Source organism: Glaciihabitans sp. INWT7, from assembly GCF_014217685.1.
In the GTDB taxonomy this organism is placed as follows: Bacteria; Actinomycetota; Actinomycetes; order Actinomycetales; family Microbacteriaceae; genus Lacisediminihabitans.
In genome coordinates this window covers 2,345,146-2,371,485 of record NZ_CP043653.1, presented here as the reverse complement: position 1 = coordinate 2,371,485, position 26,340 = coordinate 2,345,146, and the positions used below count along the sequence as shown (strand labels likewise).

19 protein-coding genes are annotated in these 26,340 nt (G+C 65.9%); 13 read left to right on the top strand and 6 right to left on the bottom strand.

The annotated features are described in order from the left end of the window. Nucleotides 1–50 precede the first annotated feature (50 nt). The 4 genes from F1C58_RS11510 to F1C58_RS11495 form a co-directional block, all read right to left on the bottom strand. Nucleotides 51–1,337: an ATP-binding protein gene (locus tag F1C58_RS11510; protein WP_185201245.1), complete on the bottom strand. Its 1,287-nt coding sequence runs from the start codon at nucleotides 1,335–1,337 to the stop codon at nucleotides 51–53. A gap of 71 nt (nucleotides 1,338–1,408) precedes the next feature. Next, complete coding sequence (locus tag F1C58_RS11505; RefSeq protein ID WP_185201244.1) at nucleotides 1,409–1,948, bottom strand: hypothetical protein; 540 nt, start codon at nucleotides 1,946–1,948, stop codon at nucleotides 1,409–1,411. Next, nucleotides 1,945–2,679: a glucose 1-dehydrogenase gene (locus tag F1C58_RS11500; RefSeq protein ID WP_185201243.1), complete on the bottom strand. Its 735-nt coding sequence runs from the start codon at nucleotides 2,677–2,679 to the stop codon at nucleotides 1,945–1,947. Before F1C58_RS11500 ends, F1C58_RS11505 begins: the two co-directional genes overlap by 4 nt. 133 nt (nucleotides 2,680–2,812) lie before the next feature. Then, on the bottom strand, nucleotides 2,813–4,900 hold the full coding sequence (locus F1C58_RS11495) for an alpha/beta fold hydrolase (protein ID WP_185201242.1): 2,088 nt from the start codon (nucleotides 4,898–4,900) through the stop codon (nucleotides 2,813–2,815). A 155-nt stretch (nucleotides 4,901–5,055) separates the two neighbouring features. Between F1C58_RS11495 and F1C58_RS11490 the strand changes: the two genes are divergently transcribed. From F1C58_RS11490 to F1C58_RS11475, 4 genes are all read left to right on the top strand, one after another. Then, on the top strand, nucleotides 5,056–5,220 hold the full coding sequence (locus F1C58_RS11490) for a hypothetical protein (protein ID WP_185201241.1): 165 nt from the start codon (nucleotides 5,056–5,058) through the stop codon (nucleotides 5,218–5,220). Then, nucleotides 5,217–5,906 (top strand): cytochrome b N-terminal domain-containing protein, encoded by a 690-nt coding sequence (locus tag F1C58_RS11485; RefSeq protein ID WP_185201240.1) that lies wholly within the window; start codon nucleotides 5,217–5,219, stop codon nucleotides 5,904–5,906. Before F1C58_RS11490 ends, F1C58_RS11485 begins: the two co-directional genes overlap by 4 nt. After that, complete coding sequence (locus tag F1C58_RS11480; protein WP_219731967.1) at nucleotides 5,903–6,862, top strand: hypothetical protein; 960 nt, start codon at nucleotides 5,903–5,905, stop codon at nucleotides 6,860–6,862. Before F1C58_RS11485 ends, F1C58_RS11480 begins: the two co-directional genes overlap by 4 nt. Before the next feature lie 75 nt (nucleotides 6,863–6,937). Continuing rightward, the gene (locus F1C58_RS11475) at nucleotides 6,938–7,111 is read left to right on the top strand and encodes a hypothetical protein (protein WP_185201239.1); all 174 of its coding nucleotides are present in this window, start codon (nucleotides 6,938–6,940) and stop codon (nucleotides 7,109–7,111) included. Nucleotides 7,112–7,202: 91 nt separating this feature from the next. Here the strand turns inward: F1C58_RS11475 and F1C58_RS11470 are convergent, their stop codons facing one another. Next, complete coding sequence (locus tag F1C58_RS11470; RefSeq protein WP_185201238.1) at nucleotides 7,203–8,900, bottom strand: AMP-binding protein; 1,698 nt, start codon at nucleotides 8,898–8,900, stop codon at nucleotides 7,203–7,205. 53 nt (nucleotides 8,901–8,953) lie between these two features. After that, nucleotides 8,954–9,928 (bottom strand): TerC family protein, encoded by a 975-nt coding sequence (locus F1C58_RS11465; RefSeq protein ID WP_185201237.1) that lies wholly within the window; start codon nucleotides 9,926–9,928, stop codon nucleotides 8,954–8,956. Between the two features lie 402 nt (nucleotides 9,929–10,330). On the opposite strand from F1C58_RS11465, the gene F1C58_RS11460 reads away from it, so the two are divergent. The 9 genes from F1C58_RS11460 (at nucleotide 10,331) to F1C58_RS11420 (ending at nucleotide 26,285) form a co-directional block, all read left to right on the top strand. Then, nucleotides 10,331–11,332, top strand: a complete 1,002-nt coding sequence (locus F1C58_RS11460; RefSeq protein ID WP_185201236.1) for a TerC family protein — start codon at nucleotides 10,331–10,333, stop codon at nucleotides 11,330–11,332. A gap of 106 nt (nucleotides 11,333–11,438) precedes the next feature. Beyond that, nucleotides 11,439–12,311, top strand: a complete 873-nt coding sequence (locus F1C58_RS11455) for a PP2C family serine/threonine-protein phosphatase (protein ID WP_185201235.1) — start codon at nucleotides 11,439–11,441, stop codon at nucleotides 12,309–12,311. Nucleotides 12,312–12,320: 9 nt separating this feature from the next. After that, complete coding sequence (locus F1C58_RS11450) at nucleotides 12,321–13,601, top strand: FHA domain-containing protein (RefSeq protein ID WP_185201234.1); 1,281 nt, start codon at nucleotides 12,321–12,323, stop codon at nucleotides 13,599–13,601. Continuing rightward, nucleotides 13,601–15,244 carry a serine/threonine-protein kinase gene (locus F1C58_RS11445; RefSeq protein ID WP_185201233.1) on the top strand — a complete coding sequence of 548 codons (1,644 nt, stop codon included), beginning with the start codon at nucleotides 13,601–13,603 and terminating at the stop codon, nucleotides 15,242–15,244. Before F1C58_RS11450 ends, F1C58_RS11445 begins: the two co-directional genes overlap by 1 nt. Next, nucleotides 15,241–15,969: a hypothetical protein gene (locus F1C58_RS11440; RefSeq protein WP_185201232.1), complete on the top strand. Its 729-nt coding sequence runs from the start codon at nucleotides 15,241–15,243 to the stop codon at nucleotides 15,967–15,969. Before F1C58_RS11445 ends, F1C58_RS11440 begins: the two co-directional genes overlap by 4 nt. 159 nt (nucleotides 15,970–16,128) lie before the next feature. Further along, nucleotides 16,129–21,663, top strand: coding sequence for an Ig-like domain-containing protein (locus tag F1C58_RS11435; RefSeq protein WP_185201231.1), 5,535 nt, complete (start codon nucleotides 16,129–16,131; stop codon nucleotides 21,661–21,663). A 23-nt stretch (nucleotides 21,664–21,686) separates the two neighbouring features. Continuing rightward, entirely contained in the window at nucleotides 21,687–22,655 is a 969-nt protein-coding gene (locus tag F1C58_RS11430) for a MoxR family ATPase (protein WP_185201230.1), read from the top strand. Between the two features lie 10 nt (nucleotides 22,656–22,665). Next, nucleotides 22,666–23,949: a DUF58 domain-containing protein gene (locus F1C58_RS11425; protein WP_185201229.1), complete on the top strand. Its 1,284-nt coding sequence runs from the start codon at nucleotides 22,666–22,668 to the stop codon at nucleotides 23,947–23,949. Further along, entirely contained in the window at nucleotides 23,949–26,285 is a 2,337-nt protein-coding gene (locus F1C58_RS11420) for a transglutaminase domain-containing protein (RefSeq protein WP_185201228.1), read from the top strand. The genes F1C58_RS11425 and F1C58_RS11420 overlap by 1 nt, the downstream gene beginning before the upstream one ends. Nucleotides 26,286–26,340 lie beyond the last annotated feature (55 nt).

Below are 26,340 nucleotides of genomic sequence, written 5' to 3'. Positions count from 1 at the left end.
CAGAGCCTCGCCAACCTCAGAGCCGCGCCAACATCAGAGCCGCGCCGATCTCAGAGCCGCGCCAATCTCTCGATGTCTTCGAGGAACTCCGCGGCGACCTGGGGAGACACCGTCGTGCGAGTGGACCTGATCGCGGCGATGTAGTCCTGGGTGCTCGGGCCGGCCGGCCCCGGGGCATCCGCCTCCGAGAAGAGGGCACGCTCGAGCGCCTCCTGCGATGCTCGCCGCGCCGCGTACTCGACATCGGCGGGGGAGAACCCGTCGCTCGCCACAACGAGGGCCTCGAGATCGACCAGGCCGTCGACGGATGCGGGGATGTAGCGCTCCCAGATGGCCAGGCGGGCTGCGACATCCGGCAGTCCGATCGGCACGACATAGTCGAAGCGCCCGTGGCGGAGGAAGGCCGAATCGAGAGCGCGGATGAAGTTGGTCGCGCAGACGAGAAGCCGCCCGGGTTGTTCGCGGAACGCCGGGATGATCTTCAGCAACTCGTTGGTCACGCCCTGCAGGGCCGAGGGCGGCTCCCCGCCGCGTTGGGCGGCGATCTCCTCTACCTCATCGATGAACACGACGGCGTGTTCGAGCTCGGAGATCTTGAGGAAGGTCTCGCGCAGTGCGCCGGCCAATCCCTTGGGGTCGGCGGCGAGCCGCGAGGGGAATACCTCCACGAACGGCCATTCGAGGCGGGATGCGATCGCCTTGGCGAAGGTGGTCTTGCCCGTGCCGGGCGGACCGAACAGCACGACGGCCTTGGGCGGTACGACCCCGTATTGCTCGGCCATATCGGGTTTGGCCAGGGGCATTACCAGGCGTCGCTCGAGCAGCTCCTTCTCCTGCTGCATGCCCCCGACCGCCTCCCAGAGGTCTCGGGGAAGCACGCGTCCGCCCAGCTCGCTCAGCGATCGCAGTTCTTCTCGCTGCACGGGAATGTGGCGTTCGAAGTAGCGGAGGTTCTTCTTGACCTCGAATCCGCGATTGAGGAAGGCATCCACGCGGCTGGCGGATTCCGGCATCAGGGCCGAGAGCTTGGCCAACCCGTGCGGAGCCATCCGATTCTCCAGGGCGGCGAGCATCGCGGTACCGATGCCCTGACCCTGCCACTGCCGGGCCGTGGAGAGGAACACGATCCAGCCCTGGGCGTGGGCGGCCCGACCGACAGCGGCGCCGATGACTGTCTCACCGTGCATGGCGACGACGGCATGGTCCTTCTGGCAGGACGCGAGCACCTCGGAGAGGCCGTACACCGGCTCCGTCTTCGCCGCGGTGATCTCCTCCCACAGGTGAAGAATGCCGTCGAGATCGTCCGAATGGAAGTCTCGAATGCGCCAACCGGTCATTGTGGCTCCCTCGCGTGAATGACGTGTGGCAGCAAATCTAGAGCACGGTGCTGTGCGATTGCGCCGTGAGGTCAGACCGCGGCACGAGTGCTGTAGAAACGCAGCAGATCGGTGGAGGGGGTGAGGTGTCCTGCCGTTTGCGGCGACGAGATCCATGGCCGGTCGTTGAGGTAGGCGCGGGAGGGTGTCAGCACCACGATCGAGAGGTCGGCGCTCGATATGGTCCAGCCGCATTCCGGCGTGAGTACCGAGAACTGACCGGTCGAGAAGACGCCGAAAAGCAGTTCGAAGAGCAATCGCATCAACTGATCAGGGACCCCCGCGAGAGAGATCGCCACCCGGTTTCCGGCCGCGAGTGCCGCCGCAAGGTTCTCGCCGACCATGATGGAATCGCACCCCGGGGCACAGACCAGCATCACACTGCCCAACGGATGCGGCGGCCAGGTGCCCAGAACCGCACGAGTCCGGATGCGGGGCGCGCGGACCGCCAAGGCGGCGAAGCGTTCAAAGTGCGCAGCCATCAATACCGCTCCAGACAGCACTTTTGTGCCGTCAGCCGTCATCACCAGTGCACTGGACACCCCCCCCCGCAGAATCGACGCGGTCGTCACGAGTGCGGGATCCCCGCGGTGAGTCCGCCGTCGATCACGAATTCCGAGCCCGTGGAGTAGCTCGACTCGTCGCTGGCGAGGAACAGTACGAGCCGGGAGACCTCGATGGGGTCCGCGGCCCGGCCCAGCGGGATCTGCAGTTGGTGCGAGTCGATCCCCGCGGTCAAAGGCGTCGTGATGAAGCCCGGGTGGATCGAGTTGACCCGCACACCGGATGGACCGAGTTCGAGCGCGACCGATTTCGTGAGCCCACGGACGGCGAATTTGGTCGCGACATAGGCGTGGAGTCCGGCACTGCCCCGAAGGCCCTCGACAGACGAGACGTTGATGATGGACCCGTGCCCCTGGGCCGCGAGCACGGTCGACACGGTCTTCATGCCGAGGAAGCTGCCGGTGAGGTTGATCTCAAGGGTCTTCTGCCAGAGCGCGAGAGGAAATTCTGCGATGGGGGATCCGTTGGCGATGCCGGCGTTGTTCACCAGCACATCGAGGTGACCGAACTGCGCGAGGGTGACCTCTAGGGCACTGGCCCAGTCGCTCTCCTGCGTCACGTCGAGGTGCACGTAGCGGGCAGCCTCGCCGAGTTCGACTGCAAGGGCCTCACCATCCGCATCGAGCACATCCCCGAGAACGACCTTCGCACCCTCGGCCACCAGCAAGCGGGCATGGGCCGCGCCCATTCCCCTGGCTCCGCCGGTGATGAGTGCGACTTTGCCTGAGACACGGTTCATGAGGGTCCTCTTGGGTTTGCTTTTCGTGGCGGACGGGGTGCCCGGGCTCCAGTCTGGAATCGAAAAGCACGGCAGACCGGGCCTTGGGTCCCGACTGTGCGCCGCGGCGAGGAGCACCGGGGCACCCCGCGCATCAGCCGAGGAGCGTCGGACGCACCCAGTCCGCATCGTGAACATGCTGGTCGAGGAATGCGAAGACGGTCTCGTACCAGATCACGGCGTGCTGGGGTTTCAGCACCCAGTGATTCTCGTCCGGGAAGAGAAGGAACTTGTGCGGGGTCGAGCCGTCGGGGGCGGCATGGTGTTCGGCCAGTTCCGACCAGAGTCGCAGGCTCTCCCCGACCGGAACGCGGTAATCGTTGTCGCCGTGGATCACCAGCATCGGCGTCACGATGTCGCGCACGCTGTGGTGCGGTGAACTGTCGATCATCCCCTGAGGCGAGAAGATGCTCTGCCAGTACCAGGAGTTGTCGGTGGTGCCGTTGAACTGGTCGAGTGCCCAGAGGCTGGCGTGGCTGACGATCGCCCGGAAACGGGAGCTGTGCCCGGCCACCCAGTTGGCCATGTAGCCACCGAACGATCCGCCGAGCGCCGCCGTGCGGGTCGCATCGATGTCAGGGCGGGCTTCCGCGGCATCCGTGATCGCCATCAGGTCGGTGAAGGGCTTCGCGCCCCAGGCATCCCAGCCCCTCGCGATGAAGTCGAGGCCATAGCCGGTGGAAAGGGCGGGATCGGGCAGCAGCACCGCGTACCCGCGGGAGACCGCGAGCAGTGGGTTCCACCGCCAGCTCCACGCGTTCCAACTGTTGAGCGGCCCGCCATGAATCCAGAGCAGGAGGGGAGCAGGATGCTGCGGCGAGGCGCCCTCGGGAAGCAGTAGCCACGCGCGCACCCGCGAGCCATCCTCCGCGACAGTCTCGACCTCGGTGATCGACCCGGGCACCGGGGGAAGCTGCGCCGGTGTTGCGAGCGGGGTGACGACTCCCGAGCGGTCGATGCGCACCGGATGCGGCGGCGTGACCCAGGATGACCGCAGCGCCACGAGTTCACCCGTCGCGCTGTCGACCGCGACATCGGTGTAGCTGAAGTCGTCGACGGTGAGCCGACTCGGGGCTCCACCGTCGAGAGGCACCCGGAAGATGGGGCCGCGACCGTCGTTGTCGGCGGTGACGATGAGGGAGTGGTCGTCGGCGTCGAAGACGAGGCTCGAGGCCCAGCGATCCCATCCCTCGGCGATGCGGCGAGGGTTGCTGCCGTCGATGTCGGCCACCCACAGTTCCTGGTCCGCCGGGCCACTCGGAGTGCTGTATTCGGCACGAACGAAGGCGATCCGCGTGCCGTCGTGGCTCACGGCCGGCACCTCGAAGTCCACCCGCTCCTCGTCGAAGAGAGGCGTCGTCGCACCGGTTTCGACGTCGATCGACACGATGATGAAGCGACCCGATCGCTGCTCCGGAACCCGCAGCGAGGCGATGAGGGTGTTGCCGTCGGGAGTGAGCTCCTGACCGGCCGTGTCGGCGGTGCGGCCCGGGCTCGGCGTGAGGTCGCGCGGACGAGGCAGGTCCGCGGGATAGGGCAGCGGCTCCGGGGGTGTGTCCGAAGCCCCGCCGGAGGTCGGGACCGTGTCCGTGAGTTCGGACAGGTCGAGCGCCAAGAGATGTGGCTCAGCCGGCCCGAGGTCGTGGTCCCAATACCGCACGGGATAGCTCTCGTGCAGGATGGCGGTGACCTTCTTCGTCGTGCGTTCGGTGCGCGCCGCAGCCTCCGCCTCGAGACTGTTCGAAGACGGCAGGAGGTTCGCCGCGATGATCACCCCGTCGCTCCCTGTGGCGGTTGCGGCTATCTCGGACAACCCGCCAAGCAGCCGGGTGATCGCTCGCGCCTCACCCCCGGCGGCGCGCAGGATCCAGAGCTGCGCGGCTTCCGCATCCTTCTCCGCCGCGGCATCCGCACGGGCGGAGATGAAGAGGATGTCGCCGGACCCGGTGAAAGCCACCCCGGATTCGCCCTTGGCCGAGCGGGTGAGCCGGGTCGGGGTGCCCGATCCGTCGGCCGGAACCGACCACAGTGCGCGCTGGTAGGTGGTGCGGTCCAGGGACAGGGTCGCGACGGTCAGGACCACCGTGCGTCCGTCGGGGGAGAGGGCGAGGCCCTCCACCCGGGGAAGCGCGATGTAGCTGTCGAGGGACGCGAAGGGCAGAAGCTGAGTCTCAGTTGACATCCCTCCACGCTAGCCGTCGAATCGCGCGCGCGTCGTCGGCTCACTGCGGTCGGTCGCAAACGTGCTCTTCTCACCCGCTGAGGTGGTGACCAAAGTCCCGAGGGTGGACGATTCCGAGGCCTACGGTTCGAGTATTGGAACCTCGGGAGGCAAACGTGCATTCAGTATTCGCGACGGTGATGGCAGAGACGCCCACCGTCTATCTCGGTTGGGGGGCGTTCACCATCCAGCTGGGCAACTTCATCGTGATCGTGACGATGTTCGCCCTGTTCATCCTTGCGCTCGTGCTGCCCTTCCCGGCGGGACGGAAGCGCAAATGACCACCATCGTTCCGCCGCCGACCGACTCCCGCGACGACACCGGATCCGAAGAGGAGTTCTACACCTGGACCGGCAAGGCCCGGCGGTGGATGCTCAAGACCCTGCCGCCGCAGAAGCTTCTGCCGGAGACCCAGCCGAGCTACGTCGCCTCATGGATCTACGTCTTCGGTATGGGCGCGATCGCGTCCCTCGTGGTGATCATCGCCTCTGGGGTGGTATTGAGCCTCAATGGACCCACCTGGTGGCATGTCTCCGCGTTCGGACACTTCGTCAACAGCACGCACCTCTGGAGTGTGGAGTTCTTCTTCCTCTTCATGGTCGTGCACCTGTGGGGCAAGTTCTGGATGGCCTCGTGGCGCGGCGGCCGGCTGCTCACCTGGATCACCGGCGTGGTCTCGTTCGCCGTCTCCATCGGAGCGGCGTTCACCGGTTACCTCCTGCAGACGAACTTCGAATCGGAATGGATCGCGTTCGAAGCGAAGGACGCGCTGAATGCCGCCGGCATCGGAGCTTGGTTCAATGTCGCCAACGCGGGCCAGATGTTCATGTGGCACATCACGCTGCTGCCCCTTGCGGTCGCGGCAATCGTCGCTCTTCATGTGCTGCTCGTACGGGTGCACGGGGTAGCGCCCCCGCTAGAGGCAGCAGACAGCGACGCGCAGTTGACCGGTGAGGAAGTCCGATGAGCACGCCACGGAAAGTCAGCCCGATGTCCTGGCGACGGGGGACCGGTATCGCCGGTCGCTCGTGGAAGGGCACGAACCGCGAGTACGACCTGTTCAAAGAACTCACGGTCGGCGTGATCGTCGTTACCCTCCTGGTGCTCGCGGCATCCGCGATCTTCAGTTCTCCCGATGACAAGAGCGTCACTCTCAAGTCCTGGGCCAACACTCGGCCCACCGACTTCATCGCCACCGCGAATGCCGAACTCGGCCACACCAGCGAGACCGCGGGATACGGGCCTCCCTACAACGCGACGCCGGACGCCACGCAGACCCTCGGTGGTCTCGACCTGCAGAGTCTCGCCGGCGTGAAGATCCCCATCGACACGGCCAAGGACTTCGTGATCGCGCCACTCAGCACCCTGCCGAATCCGCCGGTCGCCGTCTCGAACTGGAACTCGGCGACGAGCAGCCAGCGGGCCGCCTGGACCGACGCCTATGGGAAGGCCCTCGCCAAGGCGAAGGGCAATGACCCCTCGAACGTGGCGAAGGGTGATTACGGCCCGGTGCCGGCATTGACCACCTCACTCCTCACGATGGCCAAGCAGGGATCGCTCGATAGCGTTCTGCAATCGGGAGGCGATTTCTACAACTTCAACTACACCCGTTCCGTGCTCTTCCTCGGCGACGGTGCGTACCTCGGCGACCTCGCGACGAACCTGCACCTCGGCGGCGACCAGTGGGGGATGATGAATGAGACCGGCAACTACCCCGGACAGTCCTGGCTGTGGCTGTTCTCGTTCTTCTACCAGATCGAGCCATTCAAGTCGGCAGCCAACGCCGACATCCTCGTGGTCTTCGTCGTGGGAATCCTCACGCTGCTCTTGGCGATCGTCCCCCTGATACCGGGGCTGCGCGACCTGCCTCGACTCATCCCCATCCACCGTCTCATCTGGCGCAACTACTACAAGCGGCGTTAGGCGCATCGCCGAGCCGGTTGTCGCCACGGCTCGGTGCAGGGCGGTCTGCAGGTCCCACACCCCTAAGGTTGGCTCATGTATTCCTCATTTCTCTTCCCGGTCGTGGGCATCGTGGTGTATCTCCTCGGCGCGGCGGTCATCGCGCTCGGCCTGTTCTGGGTTGTGCGACTGGGGGTGCGATACGCCTTGCGCGACCACGATCGCTGGCGCGAGAGCAGATCGCCCAACCCTCCTCCACCGGTCGCCTAGCCCAAGGGCACGCTGCGAGAGCACGGCGGGGAATACACCGCATGTGCTGTCGAAGGTTCGCAGAGATGGTTGGCGGGCGCGGGCGCGGGCGCTAGCGTCCGCGAAGCTCGTCGTCGCGCCACTCGATCGCGATGACGGTGCCGACAGCGACCTCCTCCTCGCGAGCACGCAGTTCGACCCGGCGGATCTTGCCGGAGATCGTCTTCGGCAGTTCCATGAATTCGATGCGACGGATGCGCTGGAAGGGCGCGAGCTGCTCCCGGGCGTAGGAGAGGATCGAGAACGCAACCTCGGCCGAGGGTTCGAACCCCGCCGCGAGCACGACGTACGCCTTCGGCACGGCCAGGCGCACGGCATCCGGAGCGGGCACGATCGCGGCTTCGGCCACAGCCGGATGCTCGATCAGCACGCTCTCGAGCTCGAAGGGGCTGATCTTGTAGTCGGATGCCTTGAACACGTCGTCGGTGCGACCGATGTACGTGATGTAGCCACCGGTATCTCGTGCCGCGATGTCGCCGGTGTGGAAGTAGCCGTCGTGCATGGTGCGGGCGTTGCGCTCGGCATCCCCGACGTAGCCCGTCATGAGGTTGACCGGATCACGGCCGAGGTCGACGCAGATCTCGCCTTCCTCGGCGAGCTCGCCAGAGATCGGGTCGACGAGCACGATCGGGCTGCCGGGAAGCGGTCGGCCCATCGAGCCGTCCTTCACGGCGGATCCCGGGGTGTTTCCCACCACCGCGGTCATCTCGGTCTGGCCGTAACCGTCGCGGATGGTCAGCCCCCAGTGTGAGCGCACCTGGCTGATCACCTCGGGGTTGAGGGGCTCACCGGCCGAGATCGCTTCGCGGAGGTCGCCGCTGCCGGCCGTGAGGTCGGACTGGATGAGCATGCGCCACACGGTCGGCGGTGCGCAGAACGAGGTCACATGCTCCTGACGGATCTTCTGCAGCAGAGACGCGGCGTCGAAGCGACCGTAGTTGTAGACGAAGATCGTCGCCTCGGCGATCCAGGGCGCGAAGAAGCAACTCCAGGCATGCTTCGCCCAACCGGGGGAGCTGATCGCCAGGTGGACGTCGCCGGCCTTGAGCCCCAGCCAGTACATGGTCGAGAGATGGCCGACCGGATAGGAGACCTGGGTGTGTTCGACCAGTTTCGGCCGCGTCGTCGTGCCCGAGGTGAAATAGAGCAGCAGGCGGTCGTGGGAGGCCGTCTGTGGATGGGGAAGCGGCGAGGCGGGCGAGGCGAAGGCATCCGAGAAATCGATCCAGGGGGCGGCTCCGTCACCCACCCTGATGCGGGTGAAGTCGCCGGGTACCTCATCGAACTTGTCCACATCGGCGGATGCGGCGATCACGTGCCGCACGCCTCCCCGCTGCATCCGGTCGATGAGATCCGCGGTGCCGAGTGCGGTCGTGGTCGGCAGGATCACCGCTCCGATCTTCATGATGCCGAGCATCGAATCCCACAGCTCGACCTGGTTGCCGAGCATGAGCATGACGGCGTCACCGCGCTTTACGCCCAGTCCCTGCAGCCACCGGCCGACCTGATCGGACCGCGTCGCCATCTCGTCGAAGGTGAATCGGGCGGTGGATCCGTCCTCTTCAGCGATGACCAGGGCGGGTCTGGAATTACCCCGGGCGATGGCATCGAACCAGTCGATGCCCCAGTTGAACGTGTCTCCGACAGCGGGCCAGCGGAATTCGCGCACAGCACCGACGTAGTCGTCCCGAAGGGCGACCAACTGATCGCGGGCGGCTCGAAAATTGTCAGTTGCGGGACTCTGCGACACCGGTGGCGCTCCTTGGGATCAGAAACTCGATCGTATCGCGGGTCGCCGTACGCCTAGTTCGCGCGCAGTTCGCCCCGCGTCTTGCGCAGACTCAGCACGGTCGCGACGGCGACGGTGAGGCCGATGAAGAGCAGGGAGAACCAGATCGGGATCTCGGGAGCCCATTCCACCGATCTCCCCCCGTTGATGAACGGCAGCTCATTGACGTGGAGCGCGTGAAGCACCAGCTTCACGCCGATGAAGCCGAGGATGACCGCGAGCCCCTGAGCGAGGTAGACGAGCCTCTCGAGCAGCCCGCCGATGAGGAAGTAGAGCTGCCGAAGGCCCATCAGGGCGAAAGCGTTCGCGGTGAACACGATGTACGCCTCGTCGGTGAGCCCGTAGATCGCGGGAATCGAGTCGACGGCGAAGACCAGGTCGATGAAGCCGATCGCCACGATCGTGAGCAGCATCGGGGTGAAGAATCGCTTTCCCTCGATCTTCACCGTGACGCGGTCGCCATGGAAGGTATCGGTGATGGGCAGCAGCCGGCGGGCGAGTTTCACGACCCGGCCGTGGGCCGGGTCGCTCTCGTGGGAGCTGAAGGCCTGTCGATAGGCCAGCACGAGCAGCAGAGCACCGAAGATGTAGAAGATCCAGGAGTAATTCTCGATCAGGGCCGCTCCGACGGCGATGAACGCACCGCGCATGATCAGGGCGATGACGATCCCGATCATCAGCACCTTCTGCTGGAACTGCCGCGGCACCGCGAAACCGGTCATCACGATGAGGAAGACGAAGAGATTATCGATCGACAGGGCCTTCTCGGTGAGATAGCCGGCGAAGTACTGTCCGCCGAAGTCCCAGCCGGACACCAGGCCGATCCCCACGCCGAAGAGCAAGGCGAGCCCGATATAGAAACCCGACCAGCGGGCGGATTCACCGATGGTCGGCGTGTGCGGCGTGCGCACGTGAGCGAAGAACTCGAACACGAAGAAGCCGATCGTGATCGCGATGGTGATGATCCAGATGAGCGGCGTGATGGCCATGGGCACTCCTTGGTCAGTCGATGAACGGACCAAGGTCTCTTCCACCCTGCGGATTCAGGGCAAGCCGCCCGGAACACTGTGCGGTGTTCGTATTGACGAAACGGCTTCGCGGGAATACTCCCCTTGCTGGCCCCATGTTAAGCAGGGTTCCTGAGCAGAGCCCCTGAAGCCGGGACGACGGCTCTCGCTGAAAGAAGCGCCTGCTTCTTACCGCTCCGCCTGCCACCTAGGATTGTTATCGCGAAGGGGAGTATTCCCACGGGCGGTCAACGCCCCGTTCCGCACTCGTCAAGACGGTCACCGCTGATGCTGGCCCGGGTGCGGTGGTGCCGGCCGGGCCGGCGCGGAAGAGACTTTCGGGATCTCGGCGTACCCACGTCATCCCTCTCTTGAAAGGCCGTAATGGACCTGCAACTCCCGCTCTGGTTCGAGGTCAGCAGCATCGCCGTTCTGATCCTCATCGTGATCGCCGACCTCGTGCTCGCCTACAAGCGTCCCCACATTCCGTCGACGCGGGAGTCGAGCCTGTGGGTCGGCTTCTACGTGCTGCTCGCGATCCTCTTCGCGGTACTCATGTACTTCTTCGCGGGAGCCGAGCATGCCGGGCAGTTCATCGCCGGATGGCTCACCGAATACAGCCTCTCGATCGACAATCTCTTCGTCTTCGTGATCATCATGGCGAGGTTCGCGGTGCCGAGGAAGTACCAGCAGGAAGTGCTGATGGTGGGCATCATCATCGCCCTCGTGCTGCGCGGGATCTTCATCCTGCTCGGGGCCCAGCTGATCGAGAACTTCAGCTGGATCTTCTACATCTTCGGCGCCTTCCTGCTCTACACGGCGTTCGGCCAGGCCTTCCAGAACAGCGACGAGATGGACGAGAAGGAAAGCGGCGTCATCCGACTTCTGCGCAAGCGGATCAGGATCTCCGACGGTTTCGACGGCGCGAAGCTGCGCACCATCATCGACGGAAAGAGGGTCTTCACGCCGATCATCGTGGTCTTCATCGCGATCGGCACCACCGACCTGGTCTTCGCGCTCGATTCGATCCCGGCGATCTTCGGCATCACGACGAGTCCGTTCATCGTGTTCACCGCAAACGTCTTCGCGTTGATGGGGCTCCGCCAGCTGTATTTCCTGCTCGGCGACCTCATCGACAAGCTGGTGTATCTCAAGTACGGCATCGCGTTCATCCTCGCGTTCATCGGCTTCAAGCTCATCGCTCACGCGCTGCACACCAACGAATTGCCCTTCATCAACGGGGGAAAGCACATCGAGTGGGCGCCAGAGATCGGCACCTTCTTCTCGCTCGGCGTGATCGTGGTGTCGATGGCTGTCGCGGTGATCGCCAGCCTGATCAAGATCCGCTACGACCGCAATCGCGTGGGGCCCGGTGCCGGCGAATAGCGATGCACTGTACGGTCAATGGGTAGTGCTGCCCATTGAGGTGCCGGGCGGTTCGCCGTCAAGATGCCCATAGAGTTGTGACGCGCTGAGCGGGAGGGGGTGCGTCGTGGACGAAGCACAGGAGCTCGAGCTCGCGAGCGGTACGGTTCGATTCCGATTCAGCGGACATTCCGACCGTGGCGCCGTTCGCCGACTGAACGAAGACAGTTATCTCGCAGCGCTTCCCGTCTTCGTGGTGGCCGATGGAATGGGCGGGCATGCCTTCGGGGATCGAGCCAGCCAGGCCGCTATCGGCGCATTCACCGCGGCATTCGCCGACACCACCCGTGCCACCGCGCAAGAGGTGCTCGAAACCATCCACCGCGCAAACGACGCGGTTCTCGGGGTCACGAACGAGCCCGGTGCGGTCTCGGGCACCACGCTCAGCGGCATCGCCTTCGTGGAGATCGGCCCCACCGACAGCCATCACTGGATGGCATTCAACGTGGGTGACTCCCGCATCTACAGCTGGGATGGTCGGCATCTGGCGCAGTTGAGCGTCGACCACTCCGCCGTGCAGGAGTTGGTGGAGCTCGGCCAGATCACACGACGACAGGCCGACACCCATCCGGATCGCAACATCGTCACCCGGGCCCTCGGCGCGGATGCCGTGGTCGATCCCGACATCTGGCTGCTGCCGGCCCGGGGGCGCCAGACCTTCCTGCTGTGCTCGGACGGCCTCACCAAGGAGTTGAGCGACGAGGAGATCGCGCGCATCATCGTCTTCCACGGCGCAGAACAGGTGCGGGAGACGGACCGTCTTCCCCTCACTCTGGCGGAGCGGCTGGTGAGTGCCGCGGTGGCGGCCGGGGGCTCGGACAACGTGACGGTGGTCATGGTCGAATCCGACCTTGTAGGGTCGGGTTCGATGTCTTCGGAAGACACGGTGGATCGCGATGCGATGCCCGGTTTCCTCGAAGAGACGAAGCCAAGGGGGTAGACCAGCGTCATGACCGTGCACTTCAGGCCTGCGCTGAGCGGGGGATGGCTCGCGCTCACGGCGGGCGAGACACTTCTGGTGATCGGTGCCCCCGCCGACCAGCCGGCCGTCGACGCGCTGTGGGACGCGGTCGGGTCTACGGGCGGATTCCAGCGTGTGCTCGACGTTCTCACGAGCAATGGCCTGGCTGCGACACCGCCGTTCGCGCTCTTCGATGGCGCCGCGGCGTCGCTCCGCGTCATCGTGCGGGGAGAGGTCGCCGCTACCGTGACGAACGCCGCAGGCTCTGCGCAGATCGACGGATCCGGGGTCACGACGTGGCGGGAGCAGACCTGGGCTGATGTGTCGTCCGTGGGGATCACGGTGGTCGGGGCGGGGCCGGCTGACGGTGTCGCCCAGCTGCCGCTGGGCAGCGGCGGGGCGTGGGTCGCGTCACTGCGACTGTCGTTCGCAGCATCAGGCGGTCTCGATACGGCCGCGGGTGGCCCACTCGACCAGCGGGGCGCCGCGGACGGCGTCGATCGGCGGGTGGCCGCACACGGGCAGCTCGACGAGCGGGTGGCCGCGGACGGCGTCGATCAGCCGGCTGCCGCGGACGGCGTCGATCAGCAAGTAGCCGCGGATCGTCCACTCGACCAGCAGCCGATCGAGTTCGATCCGGAGGCCACCGTCACCGAGGCGCCTACCGAGCGGATCGATCCTCCCGAGACGACGCCCGATACCCCCGCCGACGGCTACGACTATCTCTTCGGCGCCACCATGTTCCGCGGCGTGGCGGAAGCCGCAGTGCAGGAATCGCCTGCGGAAGAAGAGGCGACGGCCGAATTGGCCGGCGACCACGACGGCCACACCGTGCTCACCTCCGACATCGCGAAACTGCGGGCGGAGCGTCGGGCCAAACGCGGGGCGCCCACACCGCCCCCCGTGGCACCGCCCGCCGCCCGGGTGTTCCTCGCCCTGTCGAGCGGCACCCGCGAGCCCCTCACCCAGCCCATCCTGGTCGGTCGTTCCCCGAGCGTGAGCCAGGTCTCCGGCGGTCAGATGCCGCGCCTGCTCACGGTGGGCACTCCGGACCAGGACATCTCCCGCACCCATGTGCGTTTCGTGCTGGAGGGTGGCACCGTTGTGGTCACCGATCTGCACTCCCGAAACGGCACGCTCGTGGTGCTTCCGGGCAAGGAGCCCCAGAAGCTCCGCGCCGGCGAGCCGACCTCTGTCATCACCGGCACCGTGGTCGACCTCGGCGGCGGAGTCACCCTCACCGTCGAAGAAACGGCGGATGACGCCTGATGCGCCGCGCTCCGTCACTGCCACCCGAACTCCCCGGGTACAGCTTCGTCAAGGTGCTGGGATCGGGAGGCTTCTCCGACGTCTTCCTCTACGAACAGAAACTGCCCAAGCGCCGCGTCGCCGTGAAGGTGCTGCTCACCGAGGAGCTGAGTGGCGCGAATCGGGCCGCGTTCGTCGCCGAGGCGAACCTGATGGCGCAACTGTCGACGCATCCGTACATCGTCACGATCTACCAGGCGGATGTCGCGGGCGACGATCGGCCTTATTTCGTGATGGAGTACTGCTCCGGGCCGAGCCTGGCCGAACGATACAAGCAGGAGACCTTCCCGGTGGTCGACGCACTGCGCACCGGCGTGAGACTGTCGAGTGCCGTAGCAACGGCGCATGCGGCGGGCATCCTGCACCGTGACATCAAGCCGGCGAACGTGCTCACCAACGACTACGGCTGGCCCGCGCTCACCGACTTCGGCATCTCTTCCGCGGTCGAGGACGATGTGCTGCCGATCCACACCGGCACGCTCGCGAGCGCACTCGCGCAGGACACCGGCACCGGTGGCACCGGTCAGTCGGTGGGCATGTCGGTGCCCTGGTCGCCTCCCGAGATGTTCGAGGACGACCCGGAACCCGACGTGCGGTCGGACGTCTTCTCGCTCGCCGCCACGATCTACACGATCCTCGCGGGCCAGACCCCCTTCGAGTTGCGCGGCCACTCGAACGGCACTCTCGACCTGATCGGGCGTATCGAACGCGGTGCGATCACCCCGATGGCGCGGGATGACATCCCCCGCTCCCTGCTCGCGGTGCTGCAGAAGGGCATGGCCTCCAGCCGGGCCGACCGGTTCGCCACGGCGGTCGACTTCGCTCGGGCGCTTCAGCGGGTGGAACTCGAACTCGGCTATTCCCCGACCACGATCGATGTGCCCAACCTGCACATCGAGGCGCCCTCTCGGGCCGGGGCTGCGGATGACGCGGACGAGACCCGTGCCCGCAGCGTCGCCACGATCCAGGCCCAACCGGTCACCCCGGTGTCCCCGATCCTCGCGCCACCTTCCGGCCCCTCGATCGACGAGACCCAGGTGCGCGGAGCGCCGAAGGTCGTCTTCCAGCCGGAGCCCGCGAGCGAGACGATCGTGCGCCGGCGGGTCACCGCTCCCATCGAGCCCGCGACCGCGACCGCGACCGAGGCGCCGCAAGAGCCCCGGGAGGCGACTGCGCCGGCCGGGATGTCGCGCGGAAACAAAATCCTCATCGGGGTGGCTGGCGGTGTCGTGCTCCTCATCGCTGCCGCGGTCGTCGCGGGCGTTGCCCTCGGCGCGAATCCGAGCGGTGCGGCGAGCCCGAGCCCGAAGGCATCCGGCGGTGATTCCGCGATCGTCGAAACGGTGCCCGTGCCCACCCTCGTGGGAGCACCGGCGGTGGCCGGGACGGACCTCGTCTTCACCGCGAAGAATCCCAAACCGAACAAGGGCGACAGTTTTCGCTGGAAGATCAGCAATCGTGGAGCGGATGAGGCCCTGCACGTGAGCGCGGACGGAGTCGTGACGGTGCCGGATTACACCGCGGGATCCACGGTCTGTGTTCAGATCACGGTCGCCCGCGACGGCAAGGTCTCCGACCCACTGGAGACGTGCTATCCCCAATGAAGCCCCTCAAGATCGAATTCTGCGGCGAATGGTACGAAGTCACGCATCCCCAGGATTTCCATATCGGCCGCGAGTCCGACCTGGTGATCGACGACAACCCCTACCTGCACCGTCGATTCCTCCGCATCTACGAAGACTTCGGCATGTGGTGGCTCTCGAACGTCGGCAACCTCCTCTCGGCGACCGTGACCGATGCCACGGGCCAGGTGCAGGCCTGGCTGGCGCCCGGAGCGCGCCTTCCGATCGTCTTCCCGCAGATGCAGGTGCTGTTCAGCGCCGGATCGACCACCTACGAGTTCACGATCTTCTCGGCGGAGGACTACTTCAGCACCTCTTCGGCGATGGCGGGCTCCGGCGGCTCGACCACCATCGAGCCGGTCGCCCTCACCAGTACTCAACGGCTGCTCATCGTGAGTCTCGCGGAGGGCGTTCTGCGGCAATCCTCGCCGGGCCGGGGGGAGATCCCGACCTCCGCCGAGGCTGCCGCACGGCTGCACTGGTCGATGACCACCTTCAATCGCAAGCTCGACAACGTATGCGACAAGCTGGACAAGATCGGCGTGCAGGGGCTTCGCGGGGGAAAGGGCAATCTCGCGACGAACCGCCGGCTGCGTCTGGTCGAATATGCCGTGGCGACCCGGTTGGTGAGCCAGGACGACCTCTACCTTCTCGCCAAAAATGATGCCGATGTCGCGGCGAAGGCGGAATCCGACCGGGTCGGATAGAAGCCGGCACAGCCAGAACGTCCTGCGACCATGGGTAGCGCTGCCCATGCCCCGGGTTATCCGACGATTATTCGCCGTGTTAGGTTGATTCCATGTGCCGCGGCCCCACGGGGGACGGCCGTTGGAAATCGCCGGTAAATCAGCCGTGGGGGGTCACGCGTGAGTGCGGTCGCACGATGGGTGAAGAGCCGCAAGACGCTCGCGTCCGCGCTCGTCATCGCGGTAGTGGCCGGGGTGCCGCTGACCATCGCCGCGCTGCATCCGGGCTTTCCGGTCACGGATGTGGAGCTCACCTCTCGAGACGTGTGGGTGACCAACGGAAAGCAACTGCTCGGCGGGCGCCTCAACCGCCAGATCGACGAGCTCAACGGTTCGGTCGTCGCCTCCAGCGCGAAGTTCGAGGTGCTGCAAGACGGTGACTCGCTCTACATGCACAATCCGGATGCCGGTCGCATCGAGTCGGTCGACCCGGCCTCCACCGAAGTCACCTCCGCGATCGATGTGCCGAAGAACTCGGAGGTCGGGTACGGCGGCACGACCCTGATCATCGTGTCTCCCAAGGGCGAGCTCTGGGCGGTGCCCTCTGTCGGGGACCTGCAGTTCAACTACGTCTCGACCCCTCCGCTCGTGAAACTGGGCGTCGGCGGCCATGCCACCATCACCAAGAGCGGCGCCATCGTCGCGGTTTCTCCGACGAAGAAGAAGATCTACCGGATGGACACCCTCGCGACCCCGCCGGTCGCCTCGGACTTCCCCTCTGTGGGGGAGTTCCAGATCTCCGCGGTGGGGGATCAGGCCGTGATCTTCGACCAGTCCACCAACGAACTCATCACTCAGGACGGCACGAAACACCCGCTTCCGAAGACCGGGCTGCGGCTGCAACAGGTGGGGGCGAAGTCCAACTACGCCGTCGTCGCCACCGCGGATTCCCTTCTCGAAGTCGATCTCGGTTCGGGCTCGGTGAAGACCATCCCGGCAGGCGTGACCACCCCGGCGAAGAACGCAGCGGGCGTCTCCGCCCCCGTCTTCCTCTCCGGCTGCGCACACGGGGCGTGGGCGGCATCCCAGAAGTACCTGCTCGCGTGCGATGGGCAGAAGCCCGTGCGACATGACATCGAGGAGCCCACTCGGGGCAGCGAGCTCGAGTTCCGGGTGAACCGCACGGTCATCGCTCTCAACGACCTCAGCAACGGCAATGTCTGGCTCGTCAACGAAAACATGCGTCTCGTGGACAACTGGGATGACGTGACACCTCCCGCTGAGAAGCAGAGCGAAGAGACCGGCGACCAGAAGTCCGCAACCCAGTCCTTCGAAGACACTCTTGCCCAGCGCACCGACGTGAACCGAGCACCGACGGCCGTCGACGACAACTTCGGCATCCGCCCGGGACGCACGACGATCCTGCCGCTGCTCGACAACGACACCGACCCGGATGGCGACGTGCTGGTGATCTCCGCCTTCGAGGGCATCGCGGATTCGACCGGCCATCTCGACCCGATCGACGGCGGCCGCGCCCTGCAGTTCACTCCCGCGGTGGGATTCGTCGGATCGGTGTCCTTCGGCTACACGGTCGACGACGGCCGAGGCGGCACCGCGACGGCGCGGGTGACCGCGCATGTCGTGCCGGAGAGCAGCAACCAGGATCCGGTCGAGATCCGGAAGGGCGGCGTGAGCGTCGAGGCCGACCAGACGGTCTCCTACAACGTACTGACCAACTGGCGGGACCCCGACGGCGACGACCTCTACCTCGTGAACGCCTCACCGAAGTCGGGCGACCTGGTGCGCTTCACTCCGGACGGCTTCATCACCTTCACCCACCAGACCTCCGAGCTGGGCAAGAAAGACGTCGTCTTCGTGGTGAGCGACGGCCATGGAGCCCAGGTGCAGGGCACGCTCACGGTGGACGTCAAGCCGGCCGGGTCGCTCGATCCCGTTGGCACGCCGGACTTCGCTACGGTGTTCACCAACGACACGGTCGTCGTGAAGCCCCTCGACAACGACATCTCGCCCTCCGGCGCCCAGCTGCAACTCGTGGCCATGGAGGCTCCGAGCGGCAAGGCGGTGGCCTCCTTCAATTCCGATTCCAAAGAGATCACCTTCACGTCGTCCGAGGCCGGCGTCTACTACGTCAAATACACGCTCCAGGCGGGTGCGACGACGAGTGTCGGTCTCGTGCGGGTCGACGTGCGCGACAAGCCGCAAGACGATTCGCTCCCCCCGGTCGCGGTGAAAGACACCGCCTACCTCCGAGGAGATGAGCCGACGACGGTGGCGGTGCTCACCAACGACGTGAGCCCGAATGGCCGGGTGCTCGCGGTACAGTCCATTGCCGTGCCCCCGGAGCTCATCGCGAAGGGTCTCGTCGTCGAGCTGCTCGAAAGCTCGCAGATCCGCGTCACCTCGCCCGCTGCCCTCACCGACCAGGTGAGCTTCAACTACACGATCTCGGATGGTTCCCACGAGGCGACTGCTGGTGTGACCGTGGTGCCCGTGCCCGCCCTGACGAAACACCAGCCACCGATCGCCGCGAACGATACCGCGAAGGTGCGTGTCGGGGACGTCGCCACTCTCGATGTGCTTGCCAACGACGTGCACCCCGACCGCTCGCCCATGACTCTCGACACCAATCTGGTGACCGCTCCGACGGCCGGCCTCGCCTTTGTGAGCAAGAACAAACTGCGGTACCAGGCGCCGATGACCCCGGGCGAGTACACCGTCGACTATCGGGTGCTCGACCCCTTCGGAGAGACCGCGACCGCTACGGCCACGTTCACGGTCATCGGCCTTGATGCCAAGGGGAACCAGGATCCCACCCCCCGCCCGCTCACCGCGCGGGTGCTCGCCGGCGACTCGATCAAGGTGCAGATCCCACTCGACGGAATCGACCCCGACGGCGACTCCGCCCAGTTGCTGAGCTTCCCGGTCGGACCGAGCCTCGGCTCGATCGAGAGCCAGGGTGCCGACTTCTTCCTCTACAAGTCGTCGGCTGCGGCATCCGGAACCGACACTTTCAGTTACAAGGTCTTCGATGCCTTCGGCGCCACCGGCGATGCCGACATCAAGATCGCGGTCATTCCTCCGCCCAAGTCGCTGTCGAACCCGATCGCCGCTCCGGACAGCGTGTCCGTGCGGCCGGGGCGGGTGGCTCAGGTCGACCTCGTGGCCAACGACTCCGATCCGCAGAGTGCGCCCATCCAGGTCTCGAAGAAGCTCATCGACGTGCCGCAGGGCATCAAGGCCTCGGTTGTGAAGGGCCAGTATCTGGTGCTGACCGCTCCGGACACCGAACAGTCCTTCTCGATGCGTTACGAGCTCACCAATAACCGCGGCGGCAAGTCCGTGAGCTACGTGCTGGTGAAGGTGACGAAGGATGCCCCGATCCTTCCGCCCACGGCAGAGGACATCTCGATCCTTCCCAAGACCATCGCCGGCAAGCAGTCCACCACCGTCGACGTCTTCGATGGCCACGCCTTCAACCCCTCCGGGCCCACAGAAGACCTCGTCGTCAGCGTGGAGGGGCCGAACGCCGACTCGGCGAAACTGCTCGAGAAGAACGGCCGCATCGAGGTGACGCCGGGCAAGACCCGCCAGGCGATCGCCTACCGGGTGACCAACGAGAAAGACAAACTGACCGCCATGGCGTTCATCCTCGTGCCGGCCGCGGTCTCGAAGGACTTCGACCAGCCACCCACGATCGATCCCTCGCTTCCGGTGCAGTACGTGAGCATGAACGAGACCCGCACCTGGAAGTTGAAGGACATCGTCAAGGTGCCCTCCGGGCGTGAGGCGCACATCATCGACAAGGCAACGGTGAGCGCTCTCCAGAGCAACGGTGCCTCGCCCTACGTCGACGCTGACACGATCACCTTCACCCCGGCGAAGGACTACCGCGGCCCGGCAGCGGTGAAGTTCTCCGTGTCCGATGGGGCGTCGAAGGACGACCCGAAGGGCCTGAAGAACGATCTGACTCTCAACATCGTGGTGGGTGACCCGCAGTTCCGGGACACGCCGCCGGAGTTCACGAGCCCGAACGCGCAGGTGGAGGTCGGTGAGACCACCACCCTCGACCTGCGAGCGTCGACCGGGCATCCGAATCCCCAGATCCTGCAAGAGGTGACCTACTCCGACATCACCGGCGCCTCCGCCGGACTCCAGGCCAGTCTCAACGGATCGCAGCTCACCCTCACGACACCGCGCAACGCGAAGAAGGGCAGCAGCTACAAGCTCGGCGTGACGCTCAAGTGGGACAAGTTCACCGTGCCGGGCACGATCAACGTGACCGTCGTCGGCTCCAGCCGTCCACTCGCCGTCGCCGTCTCCGACACCTACGAGACGCAACGCGGCGACGGCGCCGTCGTGGCGCATCCGCTCACCAACGACTCGAATCCCTACCAGACCACCGGCGAGAAGCTCACTATCGTCGACGCGAAGGTGCAGAACAGCGGGCAGCCGGCATCGATTTCGTTCACCAAGGATTCGGTCACCGTGACGCCGAGCGCCGCGCTCAAAGACGGCCGGATCGAGATCGTCTACACCGTGCAGGATGCCACGGAAGACAAGGATCGCCAGGTCAACGGCACCATCTCTGTGATCGTCAGCGATGTGCCCGACCAGGTGGCGAAGCCCACGCGTACCTCGGCGATCGGTGGAGACGGCAACGCGACCTGGCGGTTCATCGCACCAGCCTCGAACGGCAAGCCGATCTCCTCCTACGACGTGAAAGCCACGCCCGGCGGAGCGACAGCCAACTGCACGGCCGGCGCCGACTGCACGATCTCCGGGTTGACGAACGGCACCGCCTACACCTTCGCGGCGCGCGCCATCAACGTGCACGGAGCGGGCCAATGGTCGGTGGAGAGCGACCAGGTGACCCCCTACGGCACGCCCGGCACGCCCGCGGTGACCGCGACCGTGACGAGCCCATGGGCTCCGTCCGGCAGCATCAAGGCCACCTGGGGTGCCGTGAACAGCGGCGGTGGTTCGACCACCTACACCTGGCGCGCCAGCAACGGCGCGACGGGCACGACCACCGGAACCTCGAGCCTGCCTGTCAGCGGTCTCGGTGCCGGCAACTACAGCTTCACCGTCTCCGCTCAGAACACCGGCGGCAAGACCGGCGCGACCGGCACCTCGAACACCGTGGCGATCCAGAACCAGACAGTTCCCGGCAAGATCAACCCGAGTGCCACCATCGTGGCTGACACGGACCCCGGAACCATCCGCTTCAACTGGGCGTCTCCGGGAGGCGGTGCGGCTGTCACCGACAACATGGAATACGTCTACTCGATCGATGGCGGCGGCAACGTGGTCACCACCGCAACGAGCGTGACCAAGGGCAATCTCGGTGCCGGAAACCATTCGATCTCGGTCTATGCGCGCAACAACGCGGGCAACGGGCAGGCCGGGACCGCGTCCGGCAACATCAAGGTGACGCCGCTGAACCCCTCGGTCGAACTGAAGGCGGATCCGCCCGGCCAGTCGGGCGGCTCGTGCTCCGGCAACTGCCACAAGTACGACGTGACGCTGCACGATTTCGGCGGCGGCGGCCACACGATCGACTTCTACTGCCAGGGCTCGTTCGGGTCGGCCAGCTTCTCCGGCAACACCTACCTGAGCACCAAGTACTGCGGCTTCAGCGGCACCTACGTGACCGTCGACGGTGTGAAGAGCAACACAGTCAACTTCAACTTCTAGCGATCCCGACCGAAAGTGAATCCATGCCCGTAACCCAGGAACAGGCGACCTGGTTCGCCGACGCCTTCCAAAAACTCGTCGCGAACGTCGACAAGGCGATCGTCGGCAAGAGCAATGTGATCCGTCTCGTGCTCACCGCGCTCGTCTCCGATGGGCACGTGCTGCTGGAGGACTACCCCGGAACGGGCAAGACCGTGTTGGCGAAGGCCCTCGCGAACAGCCTGGATGGCACGACCTCGCGCATCCAGTTCACCCCCGACCTGCTGCCCTCCGACGTCACCGGGGTGCAGATCTACGACCAGTCAAAGGGCAAGTTCCAGTTTCACCAGGGACCGATCTTCGCCTCGATCGTGCTCGCGGACGAGATCAACCGGGCGAGCCCCAAGACCCAGAGTGCACTGCTCGAGGTGATGGAAGAGGGTGTGGTCACGATCGATGGAGAGGGCCACGGGGTCGGTGCACCGTTCCTGGTGATCGCGACCCAGAACCCGGTGGAACAGGCCGGCACCTACAAGCTGCCCGAAGCGCAGCTCGACCGTTTCCTGATCAAGACGACGCTCGGCTACCCGGATGCCAAGACCGCGGTCGCCCTGCTGATGGACTCGGCCACCCGCGCGAGGGCATCTCTCGTCACCCCCATCATCAAGCCGGAGTCGATCGTGGCCATGGCCGGACTCGCCTCCGAGGTCTTCGTGGACGAGTCGGTCATGCAATATCTCAACGAGATCGTCGAGGCGACCCGCAAGAACCGTGACGTGGTGCTGGGAGTCAGCATGCGCGGAGCGATGGCACTCGCCCGCGCCATCAAGACCTGGGCGATCACCCAGGGCCGCACCTACGCGACGCCGGATGACGTGCGGGATCTCGCGGTGCCGGTGCTCGCGCACCGCATCATCCTCGACCCGGAGTCGGAGTTCGCCGGGGTGAAGGCCGAAGACATCGTCAGTCGCATTCTGCTCGACATCGAGCCCCCCACCTACCGGGCGGCGTGACCTCCCGACCATGACCGTCACCGACTCGAAACCCGGGCTGGCCGTGCCTCTTCAGAGGCTCGGAGCTCGCGGTACCCGACTGCTCACTGCCGTCGGTGCGATCATCGCGCCTGTCGTCAGGGCTGTCTGGCGTCTCGCCGGGCCGGTGTTCCGCACGATCACGGCGGCCGGATGGCTCGTGCTCGGGCTCTCAGTGGTGGCACTCGTTCTCAGTGCGGTCTTCGGGTGGCAGGAGTTCACCTACCTCGGCTTCATCCTGCTCGCCTCCCTCGCGCTGTGCGCGGTGTTCCTCTTCGGACGTGCGTCCTACGGCGTGCTCGTCGAGCTGAACCCGCGTCGGGTCGTCGTGGGTGACCGGGCCATGGGGCGCATGGTCGTCACGAACATCGGCACCCGGGGTCTCACCCCCACCCGCATGGAGCTTCCGGTGGGCCGCGCGATCGCGGAGTTCCAGCTGCCCGCGATGAAGCCGAAGGAGGAGCACGAAGAGCTCTTCGCGGTGCCGACCAACAAGCGTGCGGTGATCATCGCGGGACCGGCCGAATCTGTGCGCGGTGACCAGCTCGGCATGTTGCGGCGGGCCCTCAAGTGGGCGGATGCCGTTGACCTCTTCGTGCATCCGAAGACGGTGCGTCTCGCCCCCTCCGCGGCTGGTCTCGTGCGCGACCTCGAGGGGCAGGTCTCCAAGAAGATCACCAACAACGACATCGCCTTCCACGCCCTGCGTCCCTACGTGCCGGGGGACGATCGCCGCTATGTGCACTGGCGCACCTCTGCGCGCATCGGCCAGTTGATGGTGCGGCAGTTCGAAGAGACGCGGCGTTCGCAGGTGACGATGATCCTCGCCTCTCGGAGCGACCTCTACGCCTCGGATGAGGAATTCGAACTCGCGATCTCGGTCACGGCGTCGATCGCCGCTCAGGTCATCCGAGACGGCGTGCAGATGAACGTGGTGAGCGAGTCGGGAGTCTGGCGCACCCAGACCGTGACCTCGATGCTGGATGCCTCGTGCCGCATCGACCCGGTCGGTCGGGTCTACCCGAGCATCCGGGACTTCGCCCGCGAACGCACCCGGCGGCTGCCCGCCCCTAGCGTCGTGATGATGATCGGCGGGTCGAATATGACGACCGGCGAGTACCGCAGCGTCGAATCGCTGTTCGGGCAGGACACCGCGCAGGTCGCATTCCACGTCGTTGCCGGTGCGCAGCCGAAGATCGCGTCTGTCGCGGGCCTCACCGTGATCACCGTCGGCGACCTCTCCGACCTCTCCCGGCTGGTTCGGGGGCTCAGCTGATGACGGAGACGACGATCCCCACCCGCGGCATCCGGCGGCCGACCGGTCGCACCTGGGCCGATATCACCGTGTTGCTCGTACTCTCCGTGCTGGGCGTGCTCGGTTTTGAACCGTCATTCGGAGGCTACGGATTTCTGATCGCGGGCCTCGGTGGCCTGGCGCTCGGAGCAGCGACCGGCATCCTCGCCTCGGTCTTCCGCGTCAACATCATCGCCCTGGTGCTCGTCGCCGTCGTCGGATACTTCCTCTTCGGCACGGCCATCGCGGTGCCACAGCAGGCGCTGTTCGGTGTGCTCCCCACTCTCGCGTCGCTCGAGAGCCTCGCAATCGGAGCGGTCTACGGCTGGTCGGACATCGTCACGCTTCGTACCCCGATCGGTGCTCCCGCCTACATCACGGTGGTCCCGTACTTCGCGACGTGGCTCGTGGCACTCGTCTCCACCTCACTCGCCGCCCGCTGGCTCTCGTCGAAGCCGCGGTCGGCCTGGCGCTTCGCGATCACGCTGATCGGTCCGGTGGCGCTCTATCTCGCGGGCATCCTGATCGGCACCGACGTGCCTTACCAGGCGGGCATCCGCGGGGCCGTATTCGCGGCTCTCGCCCTCGTCTGGCTGGGCTGGCGTCGACCCACCATCACCGCGACCTCCGCCGGCCCCAACCGCCTGCGCACCCGCAAACTCGCCGGAACCGCGATCGTCGTCGCCGGCGCCGTGCTGCTCGGTGGCAGCGCCGGATTCGTCTTCGCTCCGCCGAAGGACGAACGCTTCGTGCTGCGCGAGGAGATCCAACCGCCCTTCGATCCGCTGGACTACCCGAGCCCACTGTCCGGCTTCCGGCACTACACGAAACAGGCGACCGACGACGTGCTCTTCACCGTGACCGGGTTGAAGACCGGCGACACGATCCGGCTGGCGACCCTCGACTCGTACACGGGCAAGCTCTGGAACGTCACAGGCCCGAAGACGAGCACGGATGGCTCGGGCACCTTCAACCTGGTGGGGCGCACGCTGCCCGATCCCACCTTCATCACGCCCGTCGTGCGCAAGGATGTCACCTTCACGATCGCCGGCTACAAGGACTTCTGGCTGCCCAGCGTCGGCTACCCGACCAGCCTCGACTTCACCGGCGGGGCGGCCAAAACCGCCACGGACAGCCTGCGCTACAACGACTCCACCGGAACGGCGGTGCTCACCACCGGTCTCGTCAAGGGCGACAGCTACACCATGACTGCGGAAGAGCAGAAGGTCATCCCCGCCGATGACCTCGCCAAGGACCCCATCGCCACCGTGAATCTGCCGCCTGTCGTCGGTAGCCCGGATGTCGTGACGAGCAAGGCGCAGGAATTCGCAGGCAAGGCGGCAACTCCGATTGCGCAGTTGGAGGCCATCCGACTGGCCCTCGTGCAGAAGGGCTTCCTCAGCCACGGGCGCGCTTCCGATGCCGTCGCCTCCCGGGCCGGCCACGGGGCAGACCGCATCAGCGAACTGCTGGAACGCCCTCAGATGATCGGCGACCAGGAGCAGTATGCCTCGGCTTTCGCGCTCATGGCGCGCAGCTACAACTATCCGGCCCGGGTCGTGATGGGCTTCGCGCCCAAGATCGCCGAGGGTCAGAAGTCGGTGGAGGTCACCGGAAACGACGTGACCGCCTGGGTGGAGGTGGCCTTCGACAAGGTGGGCTGGGTGGCGTTCAACCCCACGCCGAAGGAGACGGATATTCCGCAGGCACAGGTGCCGAAACCCCAGAGCATCCCGCAACCGCAGGTGCGGCAGCCCCCGCGTTCCGAGAAGGACAGTGACGACCTGCTGACGCCGGTAGAGCTGGAGAAGCAGAAGAAGCAGGACAAGGGGCTGCTGTTCTCGCTGCCGGGGTGGGTCTACATCCTCGGCCTCAGCATCCTGATCCCGGCCCTGATCGTCTTCGTGCCGATGCTCATCATCGCCGCGGCGAAGCGCCGGCGCGCGCGACGGCGCCGCGAGGCGGCTCGCACCGAGGATCGAGTGGCCGGCGCCTGGGACGAGTTGCTCGATCGCTATTCCGAGCTCGGCTACTCCGTGATCGGCAAGACGACGCGCGTGCACATCGCCGACGACCTCGAGAGTCAGGTGGCTCAGCCGGTGATGCTGAGATCGCTGGCCATCCGCGCCGACGAAGCCGTCTTCTCCGGGCGCCCGGTCGACGACCAGACCACCGATCGGGTCTGGACCGAGGCATCCGCCTCGATCGAGGCCGCCCGAGAGGCGGTGGGGGGCCTTCGCCGGTTCCTCAGCCGATATCGCGTGCGCAAAGCCCGCGATTGGGCGCTACGAATGACCACCCGCAAGGATCAGGGCTAGCCGACGCCCGGCGAAGGGTGCGTTAGCATTGCTCGACTGACGGACCAACCGGGGA